The sequence below is a fragment of the Pseudomonas sp. SG20052 genome, from assembly GCF_031766055.1.
Classification (GTDB): Bacteria; Pseudomonadota; Gammaproteobacteria; order Pseudomonadales; family Pseudomonadaceae; genus Aquipseudomonas; species Aquipseudomonas mandelii.
The window spans coordinates 4,915,375-4,939,196 of the sequence record NZ_CP134498.1 but is presented as its reverse complement, the minus strand read 5'-3'; the positions used below and the strand labels follow the sequence as shown (position 1 = coordinate 4,939,196).

At 59.9% G+C, this 23,822-nt stretch carries 14 protein-coding genes; all 14 read left to right on the top strand.

The features are described 5' to 3' along the window. Positions 1-19 precede the first annotated feature (19 nt). Positions 20-1,108: a flagellar basal body P-ring protein FlgI gene (locus RHP74_RS22680; protein WP_010457013.1), complete on the top strand. Its 1,089-nt coding sequence runs from the start codon at positions 20-22 to the stop codon at positions 1,106-1,108. Positions 1,109-1,119: 11 nt separating this feature from the next. Further along, on the top strand, positions 1,120-2,415 hold the full coding sequence (flgJ, locus tag RHP74_RS22675; RefSeq protein WP_010457011.1) for a flagellar assembly peptidoglycan hydrolase FlgJ: 1,296 nt from the start codon (positions 1,120-1,122) through the stop codon (positions 2,413-2,415). Between the two features lie 23 nt (positions 2,416-2,438). Next, positions 2,439-4,499, top strand: coding sequence for a flagellar hook-associated protein FlgK (flgK, locus tag RHP74_RS22670; RefSeq protein WP_304872966.1), 2,061 nt, complete (start codon positions 2,439-2,441; stop codon positions 4,497-4,499). Between the two features lie 13 nt (positions 4,500-4,512). Further along, positions 4,513-6,081, top strand: coding sequence for a flagellar hook-associated protein 3 (locus RHP74_RS22665; RefSeq protein WP_221107069.1), 1,569 nt, complete (start codon positions 4,513-4,515; stop codon positions 6,079-6,081). A gap of 124 nt (positions 6,082-6,205) precedes the next feature. Continuing rightward, on the top strand, positions 6,206-9,778 hold the full coding sequence (locus RHP74_RS22660; protein WP_311096338.1) for a glycosyltransferase: 3,573 nt from the start codon (positions 6,206-6,208) through the stop codon (positions 9,776-9,778). 783 nt (positions 9,779-10,561) lie between these two features. After that, entirely contained in the window at positions 10,562-14,263 is a 3,702-nt protein-coding gene (locus RHP74_RS22655) for a calcium-binding protein (protein WP_311096335.1), read from the top strand. 277 nt (positions 14,264-14,540) lie between these two features. Then, positions 14,541-15,314, top strand: a complete 774-nt coding sequence (gene rfbF / locus RHP74_RS22650) for a glucose-1-phosphate cytidylyltransferase (protein WP_008072576.1) — start codon at positions 14,541-14,543, stop codon at positions 15,312-15,314. Next, entirely contained in the window at positions 15,296-16,378 is a 1,083-nt protein-coding gene (gene rfbG, locus RHP74_RS22645) for a CDP-glucose 4,6-dehydratase (protein ID WP_169856630.1), read from the top strand. Before rfbF ends, rfbG begins: the two co-directional genes overlap by 19 nt. After that, entirely contained in the window at positions 16,375-16,935 is a 561-nt protein-coding gene (locus tag RHP74_RS22640) for a dTDP-4-dehydrorhamnose 3,5-epimerase family protein (protein WP_010457005.1), read from the top strand. The genes rfbG and RHP74_RS22640 overlap by 4 nt, the downstream gene beginning before the upstream one ends. Further along, a complete protein-coding gene (locus RHP74_RS22635) occupies positions 16,932-18,158 on the top strand; it encodes a class I SAM-dependent methyltransferase (RefSeq protein ID WP_083375975.1) in 1,227 nt (408 codons plus the stop codon). Before RHP74_RS22640 ends, RHP74_RS22635 begins: the two co-directional genes overlap by 4 nt. Beyond that, positions 18,155-19,012 (top strand): NAD(P)-dependent oxidoreductase, encoded by an 858-nt coding sequence (locus RHP74_RS22630; protein WP_311096334.1) that lies wholly within the window; start codon positions 18,155-18,157, stop codon positions 19,010-19,012. The genes RHP74_RS22635 and RHP74_RS22630 overlap by 4 nt, the downstream gene beginning before the upstream one ends. Continuing rightward, complete coding sequence (locus RHP74_RS22625) at positions 19,002-20,072, top strand: class I SAM-dependent methyltransferase (RefSeq protein WP_311096333.1); 1,071 nt, start codon at positions 19,002-19,004, stop codon at positions 20,070-20,072. The genes RHP74_RS22630 and RHP74_RS22625 overlap by 11 nt, the downstream gene beginning before the upstream one ends. Positions 20,073-20,089: 17 nt before the next feature. Beyond that, entirely contained in the window at positions 20,090-20,827 is a 738-nt protein-coding gene (locus RHP74_RS22620) for a cephalosporin hydroxylase family protein (RefSeq protein WP_010456998.1), read from the top strand. 51 nt (positions 20,828-20,878) lie between these two features. Further along, positions 20,879-23,815, top strand: a complete 2,937-nt coding sequence (locus RHP74_RS22615) for a TIGR00180 family glycosyltransferase (RefSeq protein ID WP_311096332.1) — start codon at positions 20,879-20,881, stop codon at positions 23,813-23,815. Positions 23,816-23,822: the final 7 nt, after the last annotated feature.

Here is a 23,822-nt window from a genome sequence, read left to right as displayed (position 1 = left end):
GTTGAATCTTAAACACCTGATGGTGGCTGCCCTGATGCTCTCGGCTGCGTTCAACGCGCAAGCCGAGCGGCTGAAGGATATCGCCAGTATTTCCGGCGTGCGCTCCAACCAATTGATCGGCTACGGCCTGGTGGTCGGGCTTAATGGCACCGGCGACCAGACGACGCAAACCCCGTTCACTCTGCAGACCTTCAACAACATGCTCTCGCAGTTCGGCATCAAGGTGCCGCCGGGTTCGGGCAACGTGCAGTTGAAGAACGTCGCCGCCGTGTCGATCAGTGCTGATCTGCCGGCGTTCGCCAAGCCGGGTCAGCAGGTCGATATCACCGTTTCGTCCATCGGTAACTCCAAGAGCCTGCGCGGCGGCACCTTGCTGCTGACACCCCTCAAGGGTATCGACGGCAACGTCTACGCAATCGCCCAAGGCAACCTGGTGGTCGGCGGTTTTGATGCCGAAGGCCGCGACGGTTCGAAGATTACCGTCAACGTTCCGTCGGCCGGTCGTATCCCGGGCGGTGCCTCGGTGGAGCGTTCGGTGCCAAGCGGTTTCAACCAGGGCAACAGCCTGACCCTGAACCTCAACCGTTCGGACTTCACCACCGCCAAGCGCATCGTCGACAAGATCAACGACATGCTCGGCCCTGGCGTTGCCCAGGCCATCGACGGCGGTTCGATTCGGGTCAGCGCGCCGCTCGATCCAAGTCAACGCGTCGACTATCTGTCGATCATCGAAAACCTTGAAGTCGATCCGGGTCAGGCGGTGGCGAAAGTCATCATCAACTCGCGCACCGGCACCATCGTGATCGGCCAGAACGTCAAGGTTTCACCGGCCGCCGTGACTCACGGCAGCCTGACAGTGACCATCACCGAAGACCCGATTGTCAGCCAGCCCGGCCCTCTGTCCAATGGCCAGACCGCCGTCGTGCCGCGCTCGCGGGTCAACGCTCAGCAAGAAGCCAAGCCGATGTTCAAGTTCGGCCCGGGCACCACCCTCGACGAAATTGTGCGGGCGGTGAACCAGGTCGGCGCGGCACCGGGTGACTTGATGGCGATCCTCGAAGCATTGAAACAGGCTGGCGCGTTGCAAGCCGACCTGATTGTGATCTGAGGACAGCGACCATGGATATGCGCAAGGGCGGCCTGGGTGTCAGCAGCAACGATTCGGGGTCCTATTCGGACTTGAATCGTTTGAATCAGCTCAAGGTCGGCGACAAGGACAGTGACGCGAACATGCGCAAAGTGGCGCAGGAATTCGAGTCGCTGTTCCTCGGTGAAATGCTCAAGTCGATGCGCTCGGCCACCGATGCGCTGGGCAAGGACAATCCGCTCAACACTCCAGCGGCCAAGCAGTACCAGGAAATGTACGACCAGCAGTTGGCCGTTTCCATGTCCCGCGAGGGCGGCGGTATCGGTCTGGCGGACGTGCTGATGCGCCAGATGTCGAAGAACAAACCGCTGGCGCCGGGCGAGGCTGCAGCCGCGTCCGCCGCCAAGCAGGAAGCGGCGAAAGCGGCCGTGCCGACACCGGTTGCCGCAGGCACCGCGGCCACCGACGGTCCGCTGTCGCGGCTCAATGGTCAGCGTCCGTTGTGGGCCTCGCGTTCGGTGAAAGCGCCAACAGGCGAGGGCACGCATCACAATGACATGGAGCTGATCAATCAGCGCCGTCTGGCCTTGCCGCCGAAACTGGCCGACCGATTGCTCGCCGGCCTGGTGCCTTCGGCAACGACTGCCGCTACAACCCCGAACAAAGCCTTGCTGCCTGAGCGCGCCGCGACTCCGGTCGTGACCGGTGCCGGCCCGCTGTTCAATGGCGACTGGCTGCCCTCGCCAACCGATAACAAGTCGAGCGGACGTCTGCAGGTTTACGGCCGTGCGATGGCGCAGATTCCGCTGGCGCCACCGAAGAAAGCCTTCAGTTCCGCCGACGAATTCGTCAACACCATGCTGCCGATGGCCAAGGAAGCCGCCGACCGTATCGGCGTCGATCCGCGTTACCTGGTGGCCCAGGCGGCCCTGGAAACCGGTTGGGGCAAATCGGTCATGCGTGCCCAGGATGGCAGCAGCAGTCACAACCTGTTTGGCATCAAGGCCAGCAGCAGTTGGAAGGGTGAATCGGCGCGAGCGATCACCAGCGAATTCAGGAATGGCGAGATGGTCAAGGAGACGGCAGAGTTCCGCTCCTACGATTCGTACAAAGACAGCTTCCATGACCTGGTGACTTTGCTGCAAACCAATAATCGCTATCAAGATGTTCTGAAGTCTGCCGATAACCCAGAACAGTTTGTACGCGAGCTGCAGAAAGCCGGGTATGCGACAGACCCGGCCTACGCAAGCAAGATTTCGCAGATAGCCAAGCAGATGACGAGTTACCAAAACTACGCTGCGGCGGGCGCTTCTACTACGCCTCTATAGGCACAAGGCATAAGGTCTGAACCATGAGTTTGCTCAATATCGGGATGTCGGGTCTGGCTGCTAGCCAATCCTCGTTGATGACTACCGGCAATAACATTGCCAACGCCGACACCGCCGGTTACTCACGCCAGCAAACCGTGCAGGGCACCAAAGCCTCGAATCAGTTCGGCAATGTCTACATCGGCACCGGTACGACCCTGGCCGATGTGCGTCGCGTCTACAACAGCTACCTCGATGCGCAACTGCAGACCACCACCTCGCTCAACAGCGATGCGGCTGCGTATGCCGGGCAGATCAGCCCGCTCGACGCCTTGCTCTCGGACAGCGGCACCGGCCTCAACGGCGCCCTGACCAAGTTCTTCGCCTCGGTGCAGAACGTCAACGCCAAGCCGGGTGATGACGCGTCGCGCCAGCTGCTGCTCAGCGATGCCCAGGCCTTGAGCAATCGTTTCAACTCGATCTCCAGCCAGCTGACGCAGCAGAACGCCAACGTCAACGGCAACCTGGCGGACATGGCCGATCAGGTCAACAAACTGGCCGCCACCGTGGCGCAGTTGAACCAGAAGATTTCCGAGATTTCCAAGTCCGGCGGCATGCCGAACGAGCTGCTCGATGCGCGTAACGAAACCGTGCGTCAGCTCTCCACCTTCACCGGTGCGCAGGTCATCGAGCGCGACGGTAACCTCGACGTTTATCTGGGCAGCGGCCAGCCGCTGGTCATCGGCGGCACCGCCAGCACCCTGTCTGTTGCGTCGAGCCTGAACGACCCTTCGCGCATGGGCATTCAGCTCAATCGCGCCGGCAGCACCGTTGACATCACGTCGGTGATGACCGGTGGTGAAATGGGTGGTTTGCTGCGCTATCGCAGCACCGTACTGGACCCGGCGATGAACGAACTGGGCCGCGTGGCCCTGGTCGTTGCCGATCAGATGAACACCATTCAGGCCCAAGGCATCGACAAAAACGGTGACTTCGGTTCGAACCTGTTCAACAACATCAACAGTGCCGCGCAAATGGCCCAGCGCAGTATTGCCACAGTCGGCAACAGCGCGGGCTCGGGCAATTTCGATGTGACCATCGAGGACAGCGGCAAGCTGACCATCAACGATTACAAGGTGACGTTCACCAGCGCCACTGACTACACCTTGCAGCGCCTGCCTGAAGGCACCGCCATGGGCGCGTTCAGCACGCTGACCACGCCGCCGCCAGTGGTCGATGGTTTCTCCATGAAGCTCACCGGTGGCACCGCCGCCGCTGGCGACACTTTCAAGATCACCCCGACCCGCAACGCGGCCACCAACATCAAGACCGAGATGACCGACTCCAAGCGTCTGGCCATCGCGGCACCGTTGGGTGCGGCAATTGCTGCTGGCGGCAGCGGCACATTGACGATTCCGGCCAGCGGTCAACCGACCCTGACTACGCAGTTCGATATTTATGACTCGGCCACCACTACAGCGATCCAGAATGGTCTGAAGACTTCGACGCCGGTCAAGATCGTGTTTGGTGCGGCGGGTGGTACGACTCAGACTTACCAAATGCTCGATGCCCAAGGCAACCCGCTCAGCAGCGGCACCATCGTGCCGGGCCAGAACAATACGCTGAGCCTGACCATTCCACTGGTCGACGCCAGCGGTGCCGCGATCAATGATCCGGGACCGCCCATCGTGCAGCGCACTGTATCGTTCGACATGACTGTGGCCGGTTCGCCGAGTAACGGTACCGCGATCAACGTCTCGCTCAGCCAGCCGGGCTCGCTGGACAACCGTAACGGCACTGCACTGGCCGGTTTGCAGACTAAGCAGACCGTGGATACCGGGTCGGCCAGTAACGGTATTTCCCTGAACGATGCCTACGGAAAACTGGTCTCGGGTGTTGGTGCCAAGGCGGCCCAAGGCAAACTCGATAGTGCTGCCACCGAAGCGATTCTGGCTAACGCCAAGGGAGCTCGGGACTCGCTGTCAGGTGTCGACCTCGACGAGGAAACCGGCAACCTGGTCAAGTATCAGCAGTACTACACCGCGTCTTCGCAGATCATCAAGGCTGCGCAGGAAATCTTCAGCACACTGATCAACAGTCTTTAAGGAGTCGTAGCCCATGCGCATTTCTACCGCCCAGTTTTACGAGTCCTCTGCTGCCAACTATCAGAAGAATTTCGCCAACGTGGTCAAGAGCAGCGAAGAGGCCAGCAGCCTGGTTCGTGTGAACACGGCGGCTGATGATCCGGTCGGCGCTTCGCGTTTGCTGCAGTTGGGTCAGCAGGCTTCGATGCTTGATCAATACGAAGCCAACATGACCACCATCAAAGGCACCCTCGGCCAGACCGAAGCGGTGATGACCAGCATTGGCAACGTGCTGCAACGCGCCAAAGAGCTGGCGCTGGGTGCGGGCAACGCCGGCTATACCGATGCCGACCGCCAGGCGAACGCTTCCGAACTGGGGCAGATTGAAGAGCAACTGCTCAGCCTGATGAACACCAAGGATGAAAACGGCAAGTACATCTTCGCCGGATCCAAGGGCGATGTCGTGCCGTTCACCCGCAATACCGATGGCAGCTACACCTACAACGGTGATCAGGTCACGCTGGATCTGCCGATTGGCGATACCCAGTCGATGGCCACCAACAGCACTGGTTGGGAGGTGTTCCAGCAGGCGATCAACACTACCCGGACTCAAGCCACGCTCACCACGCCTGCGGTCGATGACGGTCGTGTGGTGTTGTCCAACGGTCAGGTCGGCTCCGATGTCACCTACAACGCCAAGTTCCGCAGCGGCGAACCTTACACCGTGTCGTTCCTGAGCAGCACGCAGTTGCAAATCACCGATGCGCTGGGTAACGACGTGACGGCCGAAGCCAGTCAGAACGGTGTGTTCTCTTCTACTAACGCAGCCAGTCAATCCGTGAGCTTTCGTGGCGTTGACCTGAAACTCAATATCAACCTCAAGACGGGTGATACCAACCCTGACGCGGTCATCGCCGGGCACAGCTTCACGCTGGCAGCCAAGCCGGACAGCTTCAACACTTCGCGCAGCCCGGGCAACCCGTCGACTGCACTGGTGACTGATGCCTCTGTGACCAACAGCACCGACTACCACGCCAGCTTCCCGGGCGGCGGGGCGATCCTTAAGTTCACCAGTGCCACGAACTTCGAACTCTACGCCGCGCCATTGACCGCCAACAGTAAACCGGTGTCCACCGGTACCATGGCCGGTACGACCGCGACAGCGTCGGGTGTTTCGTTCACTGTGGCTGGTACGCCGGGTACAGGCGATCAGTTCTCTGTGGCGGTCAATACGCACCAGACCCAGAACATTCTGGACACCGTCAACCAGCTGAAAACAGCCCTGTCGACGCCAACCAACAATGATCCGATTGCCATTCAGAAAATGAACGCTGCGGTCACTGCCGGTATGGGTAACCTGTCCAGCGGTATGGATCAACTTGCTTCAAGTATCAGTTCTGTAGGTGGTCGCGGTTCGTCATTGTTGACTCAGACCGATATCAACCAGAGCCTGGCACTCGCCAACACCCAGACCCAGTCGGCCATTCGCGATTCCGATCCGGCTGAAGTGATGACCCGTCTGACTCTGCAGCAGACCATGCTGCAAGCTTCGCAGCTGGCGTTCAGCAAGATCGCTCAATTGGGGCTGTTCAACAAAGTCTGAGTCAGGGCCTTCGCGATGATTTTGCGAAGGCTTGCGACTGCCGAGTGCAAACCGTCTTTATTCAGCGGTTCGGGGAGTTTCACTTCGTTGAAGTCAGCTCCCGCCGCTCGCGAGTTCTCCCGCCGTGAAACCAGCACCTCTTGTCACCATCGCCATTCCCGCCTTCAAACCACAGTTCTTCCAGACGGCGCTGCAAAGCGCGCTGAGTCAGACCTACGTCAATCTTGAAGTGATCGTCTGCGATGACAGTGGCGGTGATGAGATCCGCGAGATCATCGATGCCTGTGAGGTACCTGCCTCGATTCGCCTGCGCTATGTGCGCAATCCCCAGCGCCTGGGTTTTCAGGCCAATCTCATGGCCTGTGCGCAGGAGGCCAGCGGTGACTATTTGAAGTTGCTGTGTGACGACGACCAACTGCTCCCTGAATGCATCGCTCAGCAGATCGTCGGCTTCATTGATCACGACGATGTCAACCTGGTGATCGGCCAGCGGCAGTTTTACGACGCGGATTACATCCTGCTTTCCGACCGTGTGGAAAACTGCTGTTTTTCCACGGGTATCACCTTGTTCAAGGGGGAGGATCTGCTGGGCATTCTGGAAAGCAGTCCGGTCAATTTCCTCAGTGGCCTCAGCGGGGCGTTGTTGCGAACCCGGCATGCGCTGGAATATTTGCCGGCCCTGACTCAGATAGGCGAAGGTTTTATCGCTTGTCTGGACTTCGCCTTGTTTGCCTGCCTGCTACGCCGTGGAAATCTGGTGGTGGTGAGTCAGGTGATGAGTCTTGAGCGTTTGCATCCGGCGCGGCTGAGCGATCAGGCGTTAGTCAGGGCTGCGCGAATGACAGAACTCGACTGGCTCAAGCAAATGCTTGTCTTGCGCAGTGGTGAGCCGGCGCCTGCGCCGGGCTGGGTACGTTATCTGGCACTGGCCGATGCGATAGAGGGGCAAGCCTATGCCTGGGAAGAAACCGCGCTGGGCAGGCAGCTGGGCTTCATTCAAACGATGGTGCACACCCGGGTAGGTGTCGAGTGCGACAGCTTTGCCGACATGTACCGGGAATGGTTATCCTGCCGTCGTTTGAAACCGGCCCAGCAACGTTTGCTCGACACCCGTTTGCAGAGTTGGAGCTGGCGTCCGCGCATCGTGCCGATTGTTCTCGACAACGAAGGCGATGTTCCGGCACTGGAGGAAACGCTCAAGAGTATTCGTCAGCAAACCTATGCCGCCGAGCAGGTGGTGGTGCTGTCTGATTTGCAGCACACGCCATGCGACGGCGTGCGTCATGTGCGTCTGGAAGATGATTCGGTTGCCCAGTTCAATCGACTGCTGACCCAGTTGGACAACGCAGACTGGATTTATCTGGTTCGCGCGGGCGATCGCTTGAATGAACTGGCTTTACTGTTGCTGGCAGAGCGCATGGTGGAAATGCCTGACGTGCGCTGCCTCTACAGTGACGAGGGCGGATTGCGCGATGAGGTGTCGATCGAGCCGGTATTCAAACCGGATTTCAACCTGGATCTGATGCGCAGCTATCCTTATGTCGGCCGTGTGTTGGCCCTGCAGCGGCAGCGGATGATCGAGCTGGGTGGCATGCAAGACGGTTTTGGCGAGCTGGGGGGGCATGACCTGGTCTGGCGTCTGGTGGAGAGTAACGGGCCGCACGCAATCGGGCACATTGCTGAAATTCTCGTGGAGTCTGCTCTGCGTCTCTCCCAGTGGCTGACGCAGCCGCAGATTATCGAGCAGAACCCTCGGGTGCTGGCCGCGCATCTGCAGCGGCTCGGCGCACCGCACCGGATTCGCCCTGGCAGCCAGCCGATGATCAATCGTGTGGACTACCTGCATGATGAGCGGGTCATGGTCTCGATCGTCATTGCGACCCGCGATGAACTGGTCTCCCTGGAGCGTTGCGTCGAAAGTCTGCTGGAGAAAACCGCCTGCCAACGCTATGAAGTTCTCATTGTCGACAATGGCAGTATTGCCGTTGATGCCTGTAACTGGCTGTCGGCCATGGAGCAAATGGGCAGTGACAAACTTCGGGTGTTGCGCTGTGGTCATGGTGACAATCTGGCGGCCGTGCAGAACTTCGCTGCCGAACACGCCCGCGGCGACTATCTGTTGTTTCTCAGCCCCTACAGTGTCGTTGTGAACCCTGATTGGCTTGATGAGTTGCTCAATCATGCTCAGCGTCCGGAAGTCGGCGTGGTCGGCGGTCGACTGGTGAGTCCGCAAGGACGTATCGAGGGAACGGCTCAGGTACTGGGGTTGCGGGGGGCCGTCGGTGTTCCCAATCGTGGCGAGCCGCTCAACACGCCGGGTTACATGCAGCGCCAGCAGACGGTGCAGAATTTCAGTGCCGTGGGCATCGATTGCCTGCTTGTGCGCAAGAAGGTTTTTGACGAGTTGCATGGCCTGGACGAGCAAAATCTGGCGCAAGCACTCAATGGCGCTGACTTTTGCCTGCGTGTGAAGCAAAACGGATACCTGGTGGTGTGGACTCCCTATGCCGAATTGATGCGAGTGGTTCCATCCTCTGCTTTCAATCCCGCTCCCCGGGTGTCGCAAGCAGAACAACAAAGTTTTTACCAGCGATGGTTGCCGGTGATAGCCAGGGATCCTGCCTACAACCCCAATCTGAGTCTGGGTACCAGCAACTTCAGTCTGGAACCGGGATTCAAGGATGGCTGGGACCCGTTCTCGCGTCAGCTTTTGCCCAAAATCCTGGCGATTCCAATCAATACCACCGCAGTGGGCCATTATCGGGTTGCCCAGCCGTTCCGTGAGTTGGAGGCGGCCGGGCGCGTGGTGGGGCACTTGAGTTATCACACGCCGACAGGCATTGAACTTGAGCGGAGCTCTCCCGACGTGATCGTGTTGCAGGGGCGCTATAGCCAGAATGCGGTCGATGAGGTTGAACGAGTCAAAAACTGCTCGCACGCTTTCCGCATCTTCGAACTTGACGATTATGTGATTGATGTTCCGAAAAAGAACGCGCACCTGCGCAAGGCCGAGGTAGGGGTCGATAAAATAGTGCGACGTGGCGTAGGGCTGTGTGATCGGGTGGTGGTCTCGACCCAACCTTTGGCCGAGGCATTGCGGGACATGCATCACGATATCCGGGTGGTCCCGAACATGCTTGCGCCGCACCTCTGGGTCGGCCTCAACAGTCAGCGCCGTACTTCTCGCAAACCTCGCGTGGGTTGGGGCGGCGGGACGAGCCATGATGGAGATCTGGCCATCATTGCCGACGTGGTACGCCTGCTTGCCGACGAAGTCGAATGGGTGTTCTTCGGCATGTGTCCGCAGGCTTTGCGTCCGTTTGTCCATGAGTTCCATCCCAGCATCGGCCTGGAGGCCTATCCGGCGAAACTGGCCAGCCTGAACCTCGATCTGGCACTGGCGCCGCTGGAATTTCACATCTTCAACGACTGCAAGAGCAACCTGCGCCTGTTGGAATACGGCGCTTGTGGTTACCCGGTGATTTGCACCGACACTGAAGCCTATCGCGGCTATTTACCCTGCACCAAGGTTGTGAGCAACAGTACCGAGGAATGGCTTGAGGCAATCCGCATGCACCTGTCCGACCCTGATGCGAGCTATCGCATGGGTGATGCACTGCGAGAGGAGGTGCTGCGCGATTATATGCTCAAGGGCAACAACCTCAACTATTGGATCGAGGGTTGGTTGCCGAACTGATCGAGCATGGATGTCTACCAGCAGGCGGCCTTGTGCCGCCTGTTTTGTGTGCGCCCAGCATGGGCGCCATCTTGTGGGTGAGAGTCCCACCGTAAGCTGACCACGGCGAACGAAGTGAAGCGCAACTGCATGAGGGCGACCGAGTGTGGGGAGGAAGCGTGAATCGAAGCCATGAGCCGGTGTACAAGAACCGGATAAAGGCGCGGCCGATCAGGGCGAGCGGGCACAAAACCGCGAAGCTCTTGTGGTCAAGGATCAGGCTGGGTAAATCCGGCGGTTGTGTGGTGCTTTGTGCCTGAAAGGGCGACGGTGCAAGCCGGAGCGAGAAGTCAGCAGAGGCCGTAGTAGTCTTTTTTTGACGAAGGGCCGAACGAGAGAAAGCGTTATAGGCCATGTTGATGCGAGAAACCGGAAGTCAGATGCCTGCCAAACGCGGGGCGGATGGAGACTGCGAACGGTGAAGCCGTGAGAAGCTCCGTCAGCGACGAGGTCAATCGCCCGCAAGATGAATCGAACCGCCCGGCGCGGACCCGTATGCCGGGTGGTGTGGCAGGGGAGCGGCCTGTGAAGGCCGTCCCCTATGCCGATTTGTACCGAGCGCGTTACAAGTTTGCGATGGCCGGCTAAAGCCCGAATTGGTTTGTGTCGATATAGGCTCCACAGCTTCGTTTATAAGAAAACCCCTTCTGCGATGCGCGTTTGCACATCGCGACGGAAAGGTATCTGGTTCTACAACATGGCAAGGAAGAAGTCGAAATGGCAGTGATAAACGGGACAAATGGCGTGGATACGCTGACAGGTACCAGTGGGGATGATGAGATCAATGCGTTGGGTGGCAATGATGTGATCATGGGGAGTGCCGGTGCGGACAAGCTGGATGGCGGCACCGGTACCGATACGGTCGACTACTCGACGTCGGCCGCCGGAGTAAACGTTGAGGTCCGTTTTGGTACGGGCATGGCCGGCACCGGTGGCGATGCGGAGGGGGATACCCTGACCAACATCGAAACCGTCATCGGTTCGGCGTTCAATGACACGTTCGCCGTCGGCCCGGATCACACAGCACCCACGATCAGGCTGGAAGGCGGTGCTGGCGACGATATCTACTACATCAACAATGGCGCTACAGCGTCCATCGTCGAACTGGCCGGTGGCGGCAACGATGAAATGCGCGTGTCGGTGATCAACCCCAGCCACACGTACATGGCAGCCAATATCGAGCGTCTGACCTTCGTCGGCACTGGCGCGTACACCGGTTGGGGCAATGCCGGCGACAACATCATCACCGGTGGTTCTGGCAACGACACACTGTACGGCGGCGCGGGTGCCGACCAGTTCATCGGCGGTGCCGGGCTGGATACCGTGGGCTACACCGACAGTACGGCCGGCGTGAGCGTCAATCTGAAAACCGGTGTGAATACCGGCATTGCGGCGGGCGATACCTACACCGACATCGAGGCGATCAAGGGTTCGAACTACAACGACACCTTTGTCGGCGATGGCCAGGGCATGGACTTTGATGGTGGAGTCGGTACCGATACGGTCGACTACTCGACGTCGGCCGCCGGAGTAAACGTTGAGGTCCGCTTCGGTACGGGCATGGCCGGCACCGGCGGGGATGCTGCTGGCAGCACCCTGACCAACATCGAAACCGTCATCGGTTCGGCGTTCAATGACACGTTCGCCGTCGGCCCGAATCACACAGCACCCACGATCAGGCTGGAAGGCGGTGCTGGCGACGATATCTACTACATCAACAATGGCGCTACAGCGTCCATCGTCGAACTGGCCGGTGGCGGCAATGACGAAGTGCGCGTGTCGGTGATCAACCCTGTCGGCACCGTCCTGGCGGTGAACATCGAGCGTTTGACCTATACCGGCAGCAACGCCTTCACCGGTTATGGTAATGCCAGCGACAACATCATCACTGGTGGCTCGGGCAACGACACGCTATATGGCGGAGCGGGTGCCGACCAGTTCATCGGCGGTGCCGGGCTGGATACCGTGGGCTACACCGACAGTACGGCCGGCGTGACCGTCAATCTGAAAACCGGTGTGAATACCGGCATTGCGGCGGGCGATACCTACACCGACATCGAGGCGATCAAGGGTTCGAACTACAACGACACCTTTGTCGGCGATGGCCAGGGCATGGACTTTGATGGTGGAGTCGGTACCGATACGGTCGACTACTCGACGTCGGCCGCCGGAGTAAACGTTGAGGTCCGCTTCGGTACGGGCATGGCCGGCACCGGCGGGGATGCTGCTGGCAGCACCCTGACCAACATCGAAACCGTCATCGGTTCGGCGTTCAATGACACGTTCGCCGTCGGCCCGAATCACACAGCACCCACGATCAGGCTGGAAGGCGGTGCCGGCGACGATATCTACTACATCAACAATGGCGCTACAGCATCCATCGTCGAACTGGCCGGTGGCGGCAATGACGAAGTGCGCGTGTCGGTGATCAACCCTGTCGGCACCGTCCTGGCGGCGAACATCGAGCGTTTGACCTATACCGGCAGCAACGCCTTCACCGGTTATGGTAATGCCAGCGACAACATCATCACTGGTGGCTCGGGCAACGACACGCTATATGGCGGCGCGGGTGCCGACCAGTTCATCGGCGGTGCCGGGCTGGATACCGTGGGCTACACCGACAGTACGGCCGGCGTGACCGTCAATCTGAAAACCGGTGTGAATACCGGCATTGCGGCGGGCGATACCTACACCGACATCGAGGCGATCAAGGGTTCGAACTACAACGACACCTTTGTCGGCGATGGCCAGGGCATGGACTTTGATGGTGGAGTCGGTACCGATACGGTCGACTACTCGACGTCGGCCGCCGGAGTAAACGTTGAGGTCCGCTTCGGCACAGGCATCGCTGGTACAGGAGGGGATGCCGCTGGCAGCACCCTGACCAATATCGAAACCGTTATCGGTTCGGCATTCAATGACACGTTCGCCGTCGGCCCGGATCACACAGCACCCACGATCAGGCTGGAAGGCGGTGCCGGCGACGATATCTACTACATCAACAATGGCGCTACAGCGTCCATCGTCGAACTGGCCGGTGGCGGCAACGATGAAATGCGCGTGTCGGTGGTCAACCCCAGCCACACGTACATGGCAGCCAATATCGAGCGTCTGACCTTCGTCGGTACTGGCGCGTACACCGGTTGGGGCAATGCCGGCGACAACATCATCACCGGTGGTTCTGGCAACGACACACTGTACGGCGGCGCGGGTGCCGACCAGTTTATCGGCGGCGCCGGCCTCGACACTGCGGGTTATCTCGACAGTACCGTGGCGGTGAGTATCAACCTGAAGACGGGTGTGCATTCCGGGATCGCGGCAGGCGACACCTTCACCGCAATTGAGGTGATCAGGGGGTCGAACTACAACGACACCTTCTATGGCGGTACCACTGCGATGGGGCTGGATGGTGCAGGCGGCCAGGATCTGGTCACCTATGAGCAATCCGACAGCGCCGTGAACATCGACCTGAAAACCAAAGCCAACACTGGCGACGCCACTGGCGATACCTACACCGGGATCGAGATTTTCCAGGGCAGCAACTTTGGCGACACGTTGTCCGGATCGACCGGCGTCGACATTTTGATCGGTGGTGCCGGTGCGGATGTGATCGATGGGCGAGAAGGGCTGGACAGTGCCTGGTACATCACCAGTGCCAGCGCCGTGAACATCAACCTGCTGACCGGGGTCAATCAAGGCGGCGATGCGCAAGGCGACGTATTGAGCAACATCGAGCGTGTAGTGGGTAGCTACTTCAATGACACCCTGACCGGTGATGCCAACGTCAACTACCTTGAAGGCGGGTTGGGTAACGACATCATCTACGGTGGCGACGGCAACGATTACCTCTATGGCGGGCTGGTGTCCCAGATCGGGCCATTCACACTGGATGGTCTGATCAATGGGCCGCAGGCTGACACCTTGTATGGCGGCAATGGCAACGACACCATCGTCACCGCTGCCAACGATGAGGGCAGTCGGGCCTATGGTGAAGCGGGGGGCGATGTCATCACAGTGGTTCACGGCATGGCCGACGGTGGGGAAGGTGGCGATCTGCTGACCGGCACGGGCTCCGGTTTCTCGCTGTTGGGCGGTGCTGGCGATGACAAGTTGGTGCTGCAAGCCAGCGGGTCCGCCTTTGGTGGTGAGGGTGACGATACCTACAACGTCAACACCTCGGCACTGGTGACGATCCAGGACGATGGCGCCAGCCGCTTCGACAAAATAGTGCTGTCGTACATCAGCAGTGCCGAACTGCTGGTTGATCGTGTCGGTGATGACCTCTACCTGCACAGGTCGAGTGTTAATCCAGGGCAGGTTCCGCAGGAAGGTGTCCAGCTCAAGGACTGGTTTGCCGGCTCCGATACCATCGAGCAAATCCAGACGGCGGACGGACAGCTCTTCAGCTGGCCGGCCAACAGCGATGCGTTTGCCATGTTCGGCTGATACCTGAATCAGGCACCTCCTCTCCCGCAACGGGATTGAAGGTGCCCGCTTTACGCTTGGGGACGAATCCGATCGGCATGATCCGGATTCGTCCCTTTTTTGTGCCTTTTATTTGGATTCATGAGCTGGCGCGTTTCCTGCAAGTCCCCCTCATATCGCCATAAAACGAGCGCTGCGGCCAGTACGCCAGCGCCTGACACGGCAGAGCGTTTTAGCCAGACAGCCCGCACAAGCTGAAATAGCTTGGCTAGCTCTGTGAAGAACAAGAGGGGAGACGATGAAGGCAGTAATTCTGGCAGGTGGTCTCGGTACGCGGATCAGCGAAGAGTCGCACCTCAAGCCAAAGCCGATGATCGAGATCGGCGGCAAGCCAATTCTTTGGCACATCATGAAACAGTACTCCGCCCACGGAATTCATGACTTCGTGATCTGCCTTGGCTACAAGGGCTATGCGATCAAGGACTTCTTCGCCAACTACTTCTTGCACACTTCCGACGTCACTTTCGACATGCGCAACAACCGCATGGACGTGCACCAGAACTACAGCGAGCCGTGGAGCGTCACCCTCATCGACACCGGTGAAGAAACCATGACCGGTGGCCGCTTGCTGCGCGCCGGCCGTTACCTCAAGGATGAAGAAGCCTTCTGCTTTACCTACGGCGACGGCGTCTCCGATATCAATATCCGTCAACTGGTGGACTACCACAGCGCCCACGGTCGCCTGGCGACCGTCACTGCCGTACAACCGCCGGGCCGTTACGGTGCCCTGGAGCGTCACGGCGATCAGGTGCTCGGTTTCACCGAGAAGCCCCGTGGCGACGGTGGCTGGATCAATGGCGGCTTCTTTGTGCTTTCACCGAAAGTGCTGTCTTACATCGGCGGTGACGAGACCACCTGGGAAGCCGAGCCCTTGGCCCGTCTGGCCCAGGATGAACAGTTGAAGGCCTTCGAGCACGAAGGTTTCTGGCATCCGATGGACACCCTGCGTGACAAGAACCACCTCGAAGCGTTGTGGCAGAGCGGGGAGGCCCCATGGAAACAATGGGACTGAGTCCGGAGTTCTGGCGCGGCAAGCGGGTCCTGCTGACCGGCCACACCGGTTTCAAAGGCAGTTGGCTGACGTTGTGGCTGCAAAGCCTCGGCGCCGAGGTCAGCGGTTTTTCGCTGGACCCGTCGACCGAGCCGAGCCTGTTCGAGCTGGCGCGGGTGCACGAAGGCATCAACGATCAGCGCGGCGACCTGCGTGACCTCGGCGCGCTGCTGGAGCTGATCGCCGAAACCCAACCGGAAATCGTCCTGCACCTGGCAGCCCAGCCGCTGGTGCGCGAAGGTTATCGCGACCCGCTGGGGACATACTCCAGCAACGTCATGGGCACCCTCAATTTGCTCGAAGCGATCCGCCAGGTCGGCGGCGTGCGCGCCTGTGTGCTGGTGACGACCGACAAGGTCTACGCCAATCAGGAATGGCTGTGGCCGTACCGCGAAAACGAAGCCCTCGGCGGACACGATCCCTACAGCAGCAGTAAAGCCTGCTGCGAGTTGCTGGCGCAGTCTTACGCGGCGTCGTTCTTCCCGGCCGACAAACATGCCGAACACGGTCTGGCCCTGGCCACGGCGCGTGCCGGCAATGTGCTGGGCGGTGGTGATTTTGCGCCGGAGCGTTTGATTCCCGATGTGCTCAAGGCCTGGTCCGCCGACGAACCGGTGACCCTGCGTTACCCACAGGCCGTACGCCCGTGGCAGCACGCGCTGGAGCCGTTGGCCGGTTACCTGCAACTGGCCGCCGGGCTCTATGAAAAAGGCCCGGCATTTGCCGGCGCCTGGAACTTCGGCCCGAGCGAAGCGGATATGTGCAGCGTCGGCGAAGTCGTCGAACTGCTTGCCAGCCGCTGGCCGCAAGCCCGTGGCCTGCGCATCGAACCAAGTGATTTGCATGAGGCCGGTCTGCTGCGCCTGGACAGCAGCCGCGCCCGTCAACTCTTGGCGTGGCAGCCACGCTGGTCGTTGCAGCAGTGCCTGACCCAGACCCTCGACTGGCATTTGGCGTGGCGGAACGGTGACGACATGCGCGCCATCACGCTGAGCCAGTTGAACCTGTACCGAGGCGCGCTGTGAGCGAGTTTCTGTTGCAGCCATTGCCGCTCGCCGGACTGTTCAGCGTGCAGCACAAACGCTTCGAAGATGAGCGCGGGCACTTTGCGCGGCTGTTTTGTGAAGGCAGCCTGAGTGCATTCGGTGAGCCGTTTCATATCCGCCAGATCAACCATTCCTGCACCCGCGAACGCGGCAGTGTGCGCGGTCTGCATTACCAGAACGCCAGCGCGCCGGAAGCCAAAATGATCACTTGCCTGCGCGGTGAAGTCTGGGACGTCGCGGTGGATCTTCGCCCCGACTCCGACACCTTTCTGCACTGGCACGCCGAACACCTGCGGGCCGGCGACGGTCGCAGCCTGTTGATCCCGGCCGGGTTCGCCCATGGCTTCCAGACCCTGACCGACGACGCTGAATTGCTCTACCTGCACAGCGCGGATTACACGCCGGTGCACGAGGGTGGTTTGAGCGTGAACGATCCACGGCTGGCGATTGCCTGGCCGTTGCCTGTCAATAATCTGTCGGCACGGGATTCCAGCCATCCTTTGCTTGATGAACACTTCGCTGGAGTACGTGTATGAACTGCCGTGGTTGCGGGACTTCTCTGGCCTTGCCGCTGATCGATCTCGGCACCTCGCCGCCGTCCAACGCGTATGTGCGCGCCGATCAGCTGGAACAAGCCGAGCAATGGGTACCGCTGAAAGTGGCGGTGTGTCAGCAATGCTGGCTGGTGCAGACCGAGGATTACACCAGCGCCGACAGCCTGTTCGACGCCGAGTATGCGTATTTCAGTTCGTTCTCCAGCACCTGGCTGGCCCATGCCGACAAATACGTCGCCGAAATGGTCGAGCGTTTCGGTCTGACCGCCGACAGCCGCGTGGTGGAAATTGCGGCCAACGACGGTTACCTGTTGCAGTACGTGGCCGGGCGCGGCATCCCATGCCTGGGCGTCGAGCCGACCCGCAGCACCGCACAAGCGGCGCGGGAAAAAGGCCTGGAGATCCGCGAGCTGTTCTTCGGCCGCGACACGGCATCGCAACTGATCGCCGACGGTTGGTCCGCCGACCTGATGGCGGCCAATAACGTGCTGGCCCACGTGCCGGACATCAATGATTTCCTTGGCGGTTTCGCGACATTGCTCAAGCCGACCGGCGTGGCGACGTTCGAGTTTCCGCAGTTGCTGACCCTGATGGCCGGGCAGCAGTTCGATACGCTGTATCACGAGCACTATTCCTATTTGTCGCTGACCGCTGTCCAGACCCTGTGCGCGCGCAACGGTCTGGAAGTGTTCGACGTCAGCCAGCTGTCGACCCATGGCGGATCGCTGCGGGTCTTTGTCCAGCGCGCCGATGGTGTGCGCCGCGAGGTGCAGCCAGCGGTGGCTCAGCAGCTGCAAGCCGAACTCGCCGCCGGGGTGAAAACGCCCGAGTACTACGCGACCCTCGCGCCCGCTGCCGAACGCATCAAGCACGAATTGCTGCGTTTCCTGTTGCAGGCCAAGGCCGATGGCAAGCGCGTGGTCGGTTACGGCGCGGCGGCCAAGGGCAACACCTTGCTCAACTACGCCGGGGTCAAGCCGGACCTGCTGGCCTGGGTGGCCGACGCCAATCCTCACAAACAGGGCAAGTACCTGCCGGGCAGCCGCATCCCGATTGTTTCGCCCGCGCAGATCGATCTGGAAAAGCCGGATTACGTCCTGGTGCTGCCGTGGAACTTGCTGCACGAAGTCAGTCAGCAACTGGCCCAGGTGCGCGAGTGGGACGGCCGCTTTGTCATCGCCGTGCCTGAGTTGACCGTCCTGTGAAAGTCCTGGTCACCGGGGCGACCGGGTTCGTCGGCAGGCATCTGGTCGAGGCCTTGCTCGCCCGTGGCTGCGAAGTCCGCGCCGTAGCGCGTAACGCCGAGACCGCCGCGAACTTGCCGTGGATCAAGTCCGTGGAATTCGTTGCGGCCGATATTCACGCCGCCGACCTCGACATTGCCGCACTGACTGATGGCATCGATGCCTTGGCGCACCTGGCCTGGCCAGGGTTGCCGAACTATCAGGCGCTGTTTCACTTCGAGCACAACCTGATGGCCGACTATCGGTTCATCAAGGGCGCGGTGGAGGCGGGCGTCTCGCAAGTGCTGGTCACCGGCACCTGTTTTGAATATGGCTTGCAGAGCGGACCGCTCAGCGAGCAGACCGCGCCTCTGCCGAGTAATCCTTACGGCCTGGCCAAGAACACCTTGCGCCTGTTCCTTGAGAATCTGCAGCGGGTTCAACCGTTCACCCTGCAATGGGCGCGGCTGTTTTACCTGCACGGCGAGGGGCAAAACCCGAACAGTTTGCTGGCGGCGCTGGACCGGGCCATCGATGCCGGCGATGCCAGTTTCAACATGTCGGCCGGCGAGCAGCTGCGCGATTACCTGGCCATCGACACGGCCGCCGGCTACCTCGCCGCCATCGTGCAACAGCGTGAATTCGACGGCGTGATCAATTGTTCCAGCGGCCAACCGGTTTCGGTTCGGGCGCTGGTCGAGCAGCGCCTGCGCGAGCGTGGCGCGGCGATCCGCCTGAACCTCGGTCATTACCCATACCCGACCCACGAACCGATGGCGTTCTGGGGCGTGGCGGACCGTTTGCAACAGCTACTGGGAGCAGAGCATGAGGCATGAGTTGTATCGGGCCGCCGACCTGCCGGTGTTGCAGAACCGCACCTTTGCCGACCCTGCGTCGGCGAAAGCGTCGGCGTGCGCCGACATGGTCTTGGTGCAGGACGAAAAGAGCGGGTTGATCTTCAACCAGGCCTTCGATGCCGACAAGCTCAGCTACGACGCTGACTACCAGAACGAACAGGCGCACTCGGGTCAGTTCCAGAAGCACTTGAGCGATGTCGAAGGCATCATTGCCCGTCACTTCAAGGGTCAGGAACTGATCGAAGTCGGCTGCGGCAAAGGGTACTTCCTGGAGTTGCTGAAAAGCCTGGGCTACGCCATCACCGGCATTGACCCGGCCTACGAAGGCAACAACGCTGACGTGATCAAGGCGCCGTTCACCCGCGGCCTGGGGCTGGCGGCGGACGCCATTGTGCTGCGGCATGTGCTGGAGCACATTCAGGACCCGGTGAGTTTCCTCGCCGAAATGGCCGACGCCAATCAGGGCGGGCAGATCTACATCGAAGTGCCGTGCTTCGACTGGATCCTCGAGCATTGTGCCTGGTTCGACCTGTTCTACGAGCACGTCAATTATTTCCGCCTCGACGACCTGCGCCGGATGTTCGGCACCGTCCACGAGGCCGGTCACCTGTTCGGTGGCCAATACCTGTACATCGTCGCCGACCTGGCGACCTTGCGCCTGACCCCGGATCAACCGGTGTCGCGCCTGACGCTGCCCGAAGATTTCACCACCAGCCTCGACCGAGCCGTGCAGATCATTCAGGCCGCGCCCGAGCAAGGTTCGGCGATCTGGGGCGCGTCGTCCAAGGGCGTGATCTATTCGCTGTTCCTGCAACGGGCCGGCGTGGCGGTGGATCGTGTGGTGGATATCAACCCGGCCAAACAGGGTCGGTATCTGCCCCTGAGTGGCGTGCGGGTGTCCTCGCCACAAGAAGCCATGGATGCGTTACCCGAAGGCGCCAACCTGTTTGTGATGAACTCCAACTACCTCGAAGAAATCAAGCGGATGACCGATGGACGCTACGTCTATCACGCCGTCGACAGCGCTTCGTTCCAGTGACCATTGAGAATTTTGAAATGACCGACAACAGCATCAATAAAGCCTTCGAAGCCGAATGCCGGGAACAGATCGCCCAGCAAGGTGATGACCAGAAACTCACCGGCCTGGCCCGGGACTTCTTCAACGAATCGGCCAAGCACAAATACAGCTACCACTTTTCGTGGATGGGCCGTCCGATCATCCAGCTGCCGCAAGACATGATGGCGATGCAAGAGATCATCTGGCAGGTCAAACCGGATCTGGTCATCGAGTGCGGCATCGCCCACGGCGGTTCGATCATCTACTACGCATCGTTGCTTGAGCTGCAAGGCCACGGCGAAGTGCTGGGTATTGACCTCGACATCCGTCCGCACAACCGCGAAGCCATCGAAAGCCACCCGATGAGCAAGCGCATCAAGATGATCGAAGGTTCGAGCATTGATCCTGCGATCGCTGCGCAAGTGCGCGCCGCGGCCGAAGGCAAGAAAGTCATTCTGGTGCTGGACTCTAACCACACTCACGATCACGTGCTCGAAGAGCTGCGTCTTTACGCGCCGCTGGTCTCGGTGGACAGCTACTGCGTGGTGATGGACACCGTGGTTGAAGACATGCCGGCGGACTTCTTCCCGGATCGTCCTTGGGGCCCGGGCGATAACCCGAAAACCGCAGTGTGGAAGTACCTGGAAGAAAACAAGGACTTCGAGATCGACCAGCAGATGCAAAACAAACTGCTGATCACCGTGGCGCCAGACGGCTATCTGCGTCGCGTTCGTTAATCAAAAGTGGTTTCAGGTTCTTGGCGATTGGCCGGTTGTGGGGATAGGAAGATGCAGGTTCAAAACAGTGCTCAAAACAACGTGACACCGCTGAACGAGCTGTTCACGGTGGTTTTAATCACCCACAACCGCAGTGCGTTCCTGCGACGCGCCTTGCAGTACTACAGCCGTTACTCCGCCAAGGTGCTGGTGCTGGATTCGTCCGTGCAGGGCGAGGAACGCATCGCAACCGACTTTCCGTCGGTCGACTATCGCCATTTGCCGCAGTTCAGCTACACAGGGTTTCAGCAAAAACTCGCGTATGGCGCCAGCCAGGTCACCACGCCGTACATGGTGTTGGCTTCCGACGATGACTTCCTGCTTCATGATGCCCTGACCGAATCGGTGAACTTCCTCGAGGCCAACTCCGATTACGGTATGTGCCACGGCTACTGCCTGATGTACCTGGCGCACTCCAACTACGTGCAGTACTACCGTCGCGACAAGAAGGTGAAAGAGGATTACAACGCCGAGCGCGCGCAGGATCGTGTGCTCGACTATATGGGCCAGTACATTCCTCCGTTCTATGCGGTGCACCGCACTTCACTGTTGCAGGACTGGTACGCGTCCATGCCGGAAGGCACGATTTTCGAGTGGCAGGAAATCGGCCACGTGTATTACATGCTCGCGCGGGCCAAGGCGCGGATTCTGCCAATGCCTTATGTGGTGCGGGAGGTCAACTACGGCCGTTCCGATCACAACACCGAAATCATTCACGTCCTGAGTTTCAAGGACGCCCGCTCCGTCGCCGAGCGTGAGCGCTTTGCCGGTTTCCTCGCCACGCTGCCGACTGGCATCAATGGCCTGAACCAGGCGCAGACCGCAGAGTTCGCCCTGCAAAGTTTCCAGGCGCTGGCCGATAGTCTGGCCGCGCGCAATGCACTGACTATCGAGCCGATCTTCGAGTCCTACTGGAAAGACCCCACCATCGGCCCGAAACGCGCATTCGGGACTCAGCAGTATGTCGAGATGCCGTTCTACAACCAGGCGTTTTTTGATCAACTGACCGAGTGCGAATTCCTGCTCCATGCGATGCCTGCCGGACGTTTGCAGCTGGAAGAGATGGAAGGTGCGTTACTTCAGCAGCACACGTTGCAGCGCACCTATTCCAATGACACGCCCGAGACCATCCAGACCCGTTTGCTGCATGCCGTGCAGTTGGGCGCCTTCAACCGTCAGGTCGTGCAAAAACTGGCACAGCAGCTGTTGGACATGGGCGAGAGCGCCGATGCGAAAATATTGACCGACTGGATTGCCCGCCTCGGCAGCCTACCGACTTACGACAGCCGTCAGTTGCTGGACAGCATGCCTTCCGGCCGGCTGTTGAACTGGTTGCAGGCACGCCAGCCGAACGACACCGCAGTACGGAAAATCAATCAACACCTGGCGGCCAACGAGGGCGGGCCTCAGTTCGGCATTCTGTTGCTGGATCTTGAAGCCGACATGGACAAGTTGCAGGTCACCTTCGACAGTCTGATGGAAAGCGCTTTGCGCGCCTTCAAGGTGGTGGTCTTCACCACCGGTGATTTACCCGAGGTCACCACCGAACAAAATACGGTGCATTTTGTAAAGGTCAGCGCAAGCAACTATGTTGATAGACTGAACCAGATTGCCCAGCGCTCGACTTCGGACTGGCTGCTGTTGGCCGAGGCCGGTGACGAATTCACCGCTGCCGGCCTCCTGCGCGCCAGCCTGGAGTTGCAGAACGCCGAAGGTTGCCGTGCGGTGGCGATGGATGAGATTCAGCGTCGTAGTAACGGCACATTGACCGAGGTTTTCCGCCCGGCCTTCAACCTTGACCTGCTGCAAAGTCTGCCGGCGTTGACCGCCCGGCACTGGCTGATCCGACGTGAGGTGTTAGTGGATGTCGGTGGTTATGCCCGCGAGTTCAGCGATGCACTGGAATTCGACCTGCTGCTGCGCCTGATCGAAACCGGCGGGCTGGCGGGTCTGGCGCATTTGGCCGAGCCATTGCTCATCACCCCGGCGGTGGACCTGGCACCGAACGAGCACCAACGTCAGACCCTGGTGCGCCATTTGGCAACCCGTGGCTATCAGGCTCAGGTGAGTGCCGAGGCATTTGGTGGCTTGCGGATCGACTACCGCCATGCCGCGCGTCCTAAGGTGTCGATCATCGTGCGCAGCGAAGGCAGTCAGGAGCAATTGCAGCGCTGCCTGGTGAGCGTATTGCAGCGTACACGCTATCAGAACAACGAAATTATCATCGCCGACAATCACAGTCAGTCAGCCGACCTGCTGACATGGCTCGACAGTCTGGAGCAGAACGGTCGCGGACGGATTCGTCTGATCAAGAACGAGCAGCGTGTGAGTTCGTCGGCGTTGCTCAACCAGGCTGTCGCGCAGGCGCAAGGTGAGTATCTGATACTGCTCGCGGCGGACGCGGAGGTGGTCAATGCCAATTGGATCGAAGTTTTGCTTAACCAGGCTCAGCGTCCTGAAGTGGGTGTGGTGGGTGCCAAACTGGTTGATCGCGAAGGCAGCGTGACCGGCGCCGGTTTGATTCTGGGGCTGAACGATGGCGTGGCTTCTGCGTTCATCGGCGAGAAAAAAGATGCGCCGGGGCATATGCATCGCCTGCTGGTCGAGCAGAACTATTCGGCCGTTTCCGATGCTTGTCTGATGGTGCGCAAGGAGGTGTTCGACGCACTGGGCGGGTTTGACGAAGCACATTTCGAACACGCGTATGCCGATGTCGACTTGTGCCTGAAAGTCGCCGATGCCGGGTTGCTGACCGTATGGACCCCACAAGTGCAAATTGCCCACCCCGGCACTTTACCGGATCACCCGCAGGCGGCAGCCGCTCTGCGCGACAAGTGGCAATCGCGCTTCGAACAGGATTCAGCCTACAACCAGAACCTGGCCTTGACCGGCAAGGGCTTTACCCTCGGCGACGCTTCCAGTGTGAATTGGGCGCAGTTGCTCGCATAAGCCTGGC

Excerpts from the sequence above, each read along its gene's own strand:
- rfbG (WP_169856630.1), top strand. The coding sequence starts at position 15,296 with ATGGAAACAATGGGACTGAGTCCGGAGTTCTGGCGCGGCAAGCGGGTC.
- RHP74_RS22620 (WP_010456998.1), top strand. The coding sequence starts at position 20,090 with ATGACCGACAACAGCATCAATAAAGCCTTCGAAGCCGAATGCCGGGAA.
- RHP74_RS22635 (WP_083375975.1), top strand. The coding sequence starts at position 16,932 with ATGAACTGCCGTGGTTGCGGGACTTCTCTGGCCTTGCCGCTGATCGAT.
- RHP74_RS22625 (WP_311096333.1), top strand. The coding sequence starts at position 19,002 with ATGAGGCATGAGTTGTATCGGGCCGCCGACCTGCCGGTGTTGCAGAAC.
- flgJ (WP_010457011.1), top strand. The coding sequence starts at position 1,120 with ATGGATATGCGCAAGGGCGGCCTGGGTGTCAGCAGCAACGATTCGGGG.
- RHP74_RS22680 (WP_010457013.1), top strand. The coding sequence starts at position 20 with ATGGTGGCTGCCCTGATGCTCTCGGCTGCGTTCAACGCGCAAGCCGAG.
- RHP74_RS22615 (WP_311096332.1), top strand. The coding sequence starts at position 20,879 with ATGCAGGTTCAAAACAGTGCTCAAAACAACGTGACACCGCTGAACGAG.
- rfbF (WP_008072576.1), top strand. The coding sequence starts at position 14,541 with ATGAAGGCAGTAATTCTGGCAGGTGGTCTCGGTACGCGGATCAGCGAA.
- flgK (WP_304872966.1), top strand. The coding sequence starts at position 2,439 with ATGAGTTTGCTCAATATCGGGATGTCGGGTCTGGCTGCTAGCCAATCC.
- RHP74_RS22665 (WP_221107069.1), top strand. The coding sequence starts at position 4,513 with ATGCGCATTTCTACCGCCCAGTTTTACGAGTCCTCTGCTGCCAACTAT.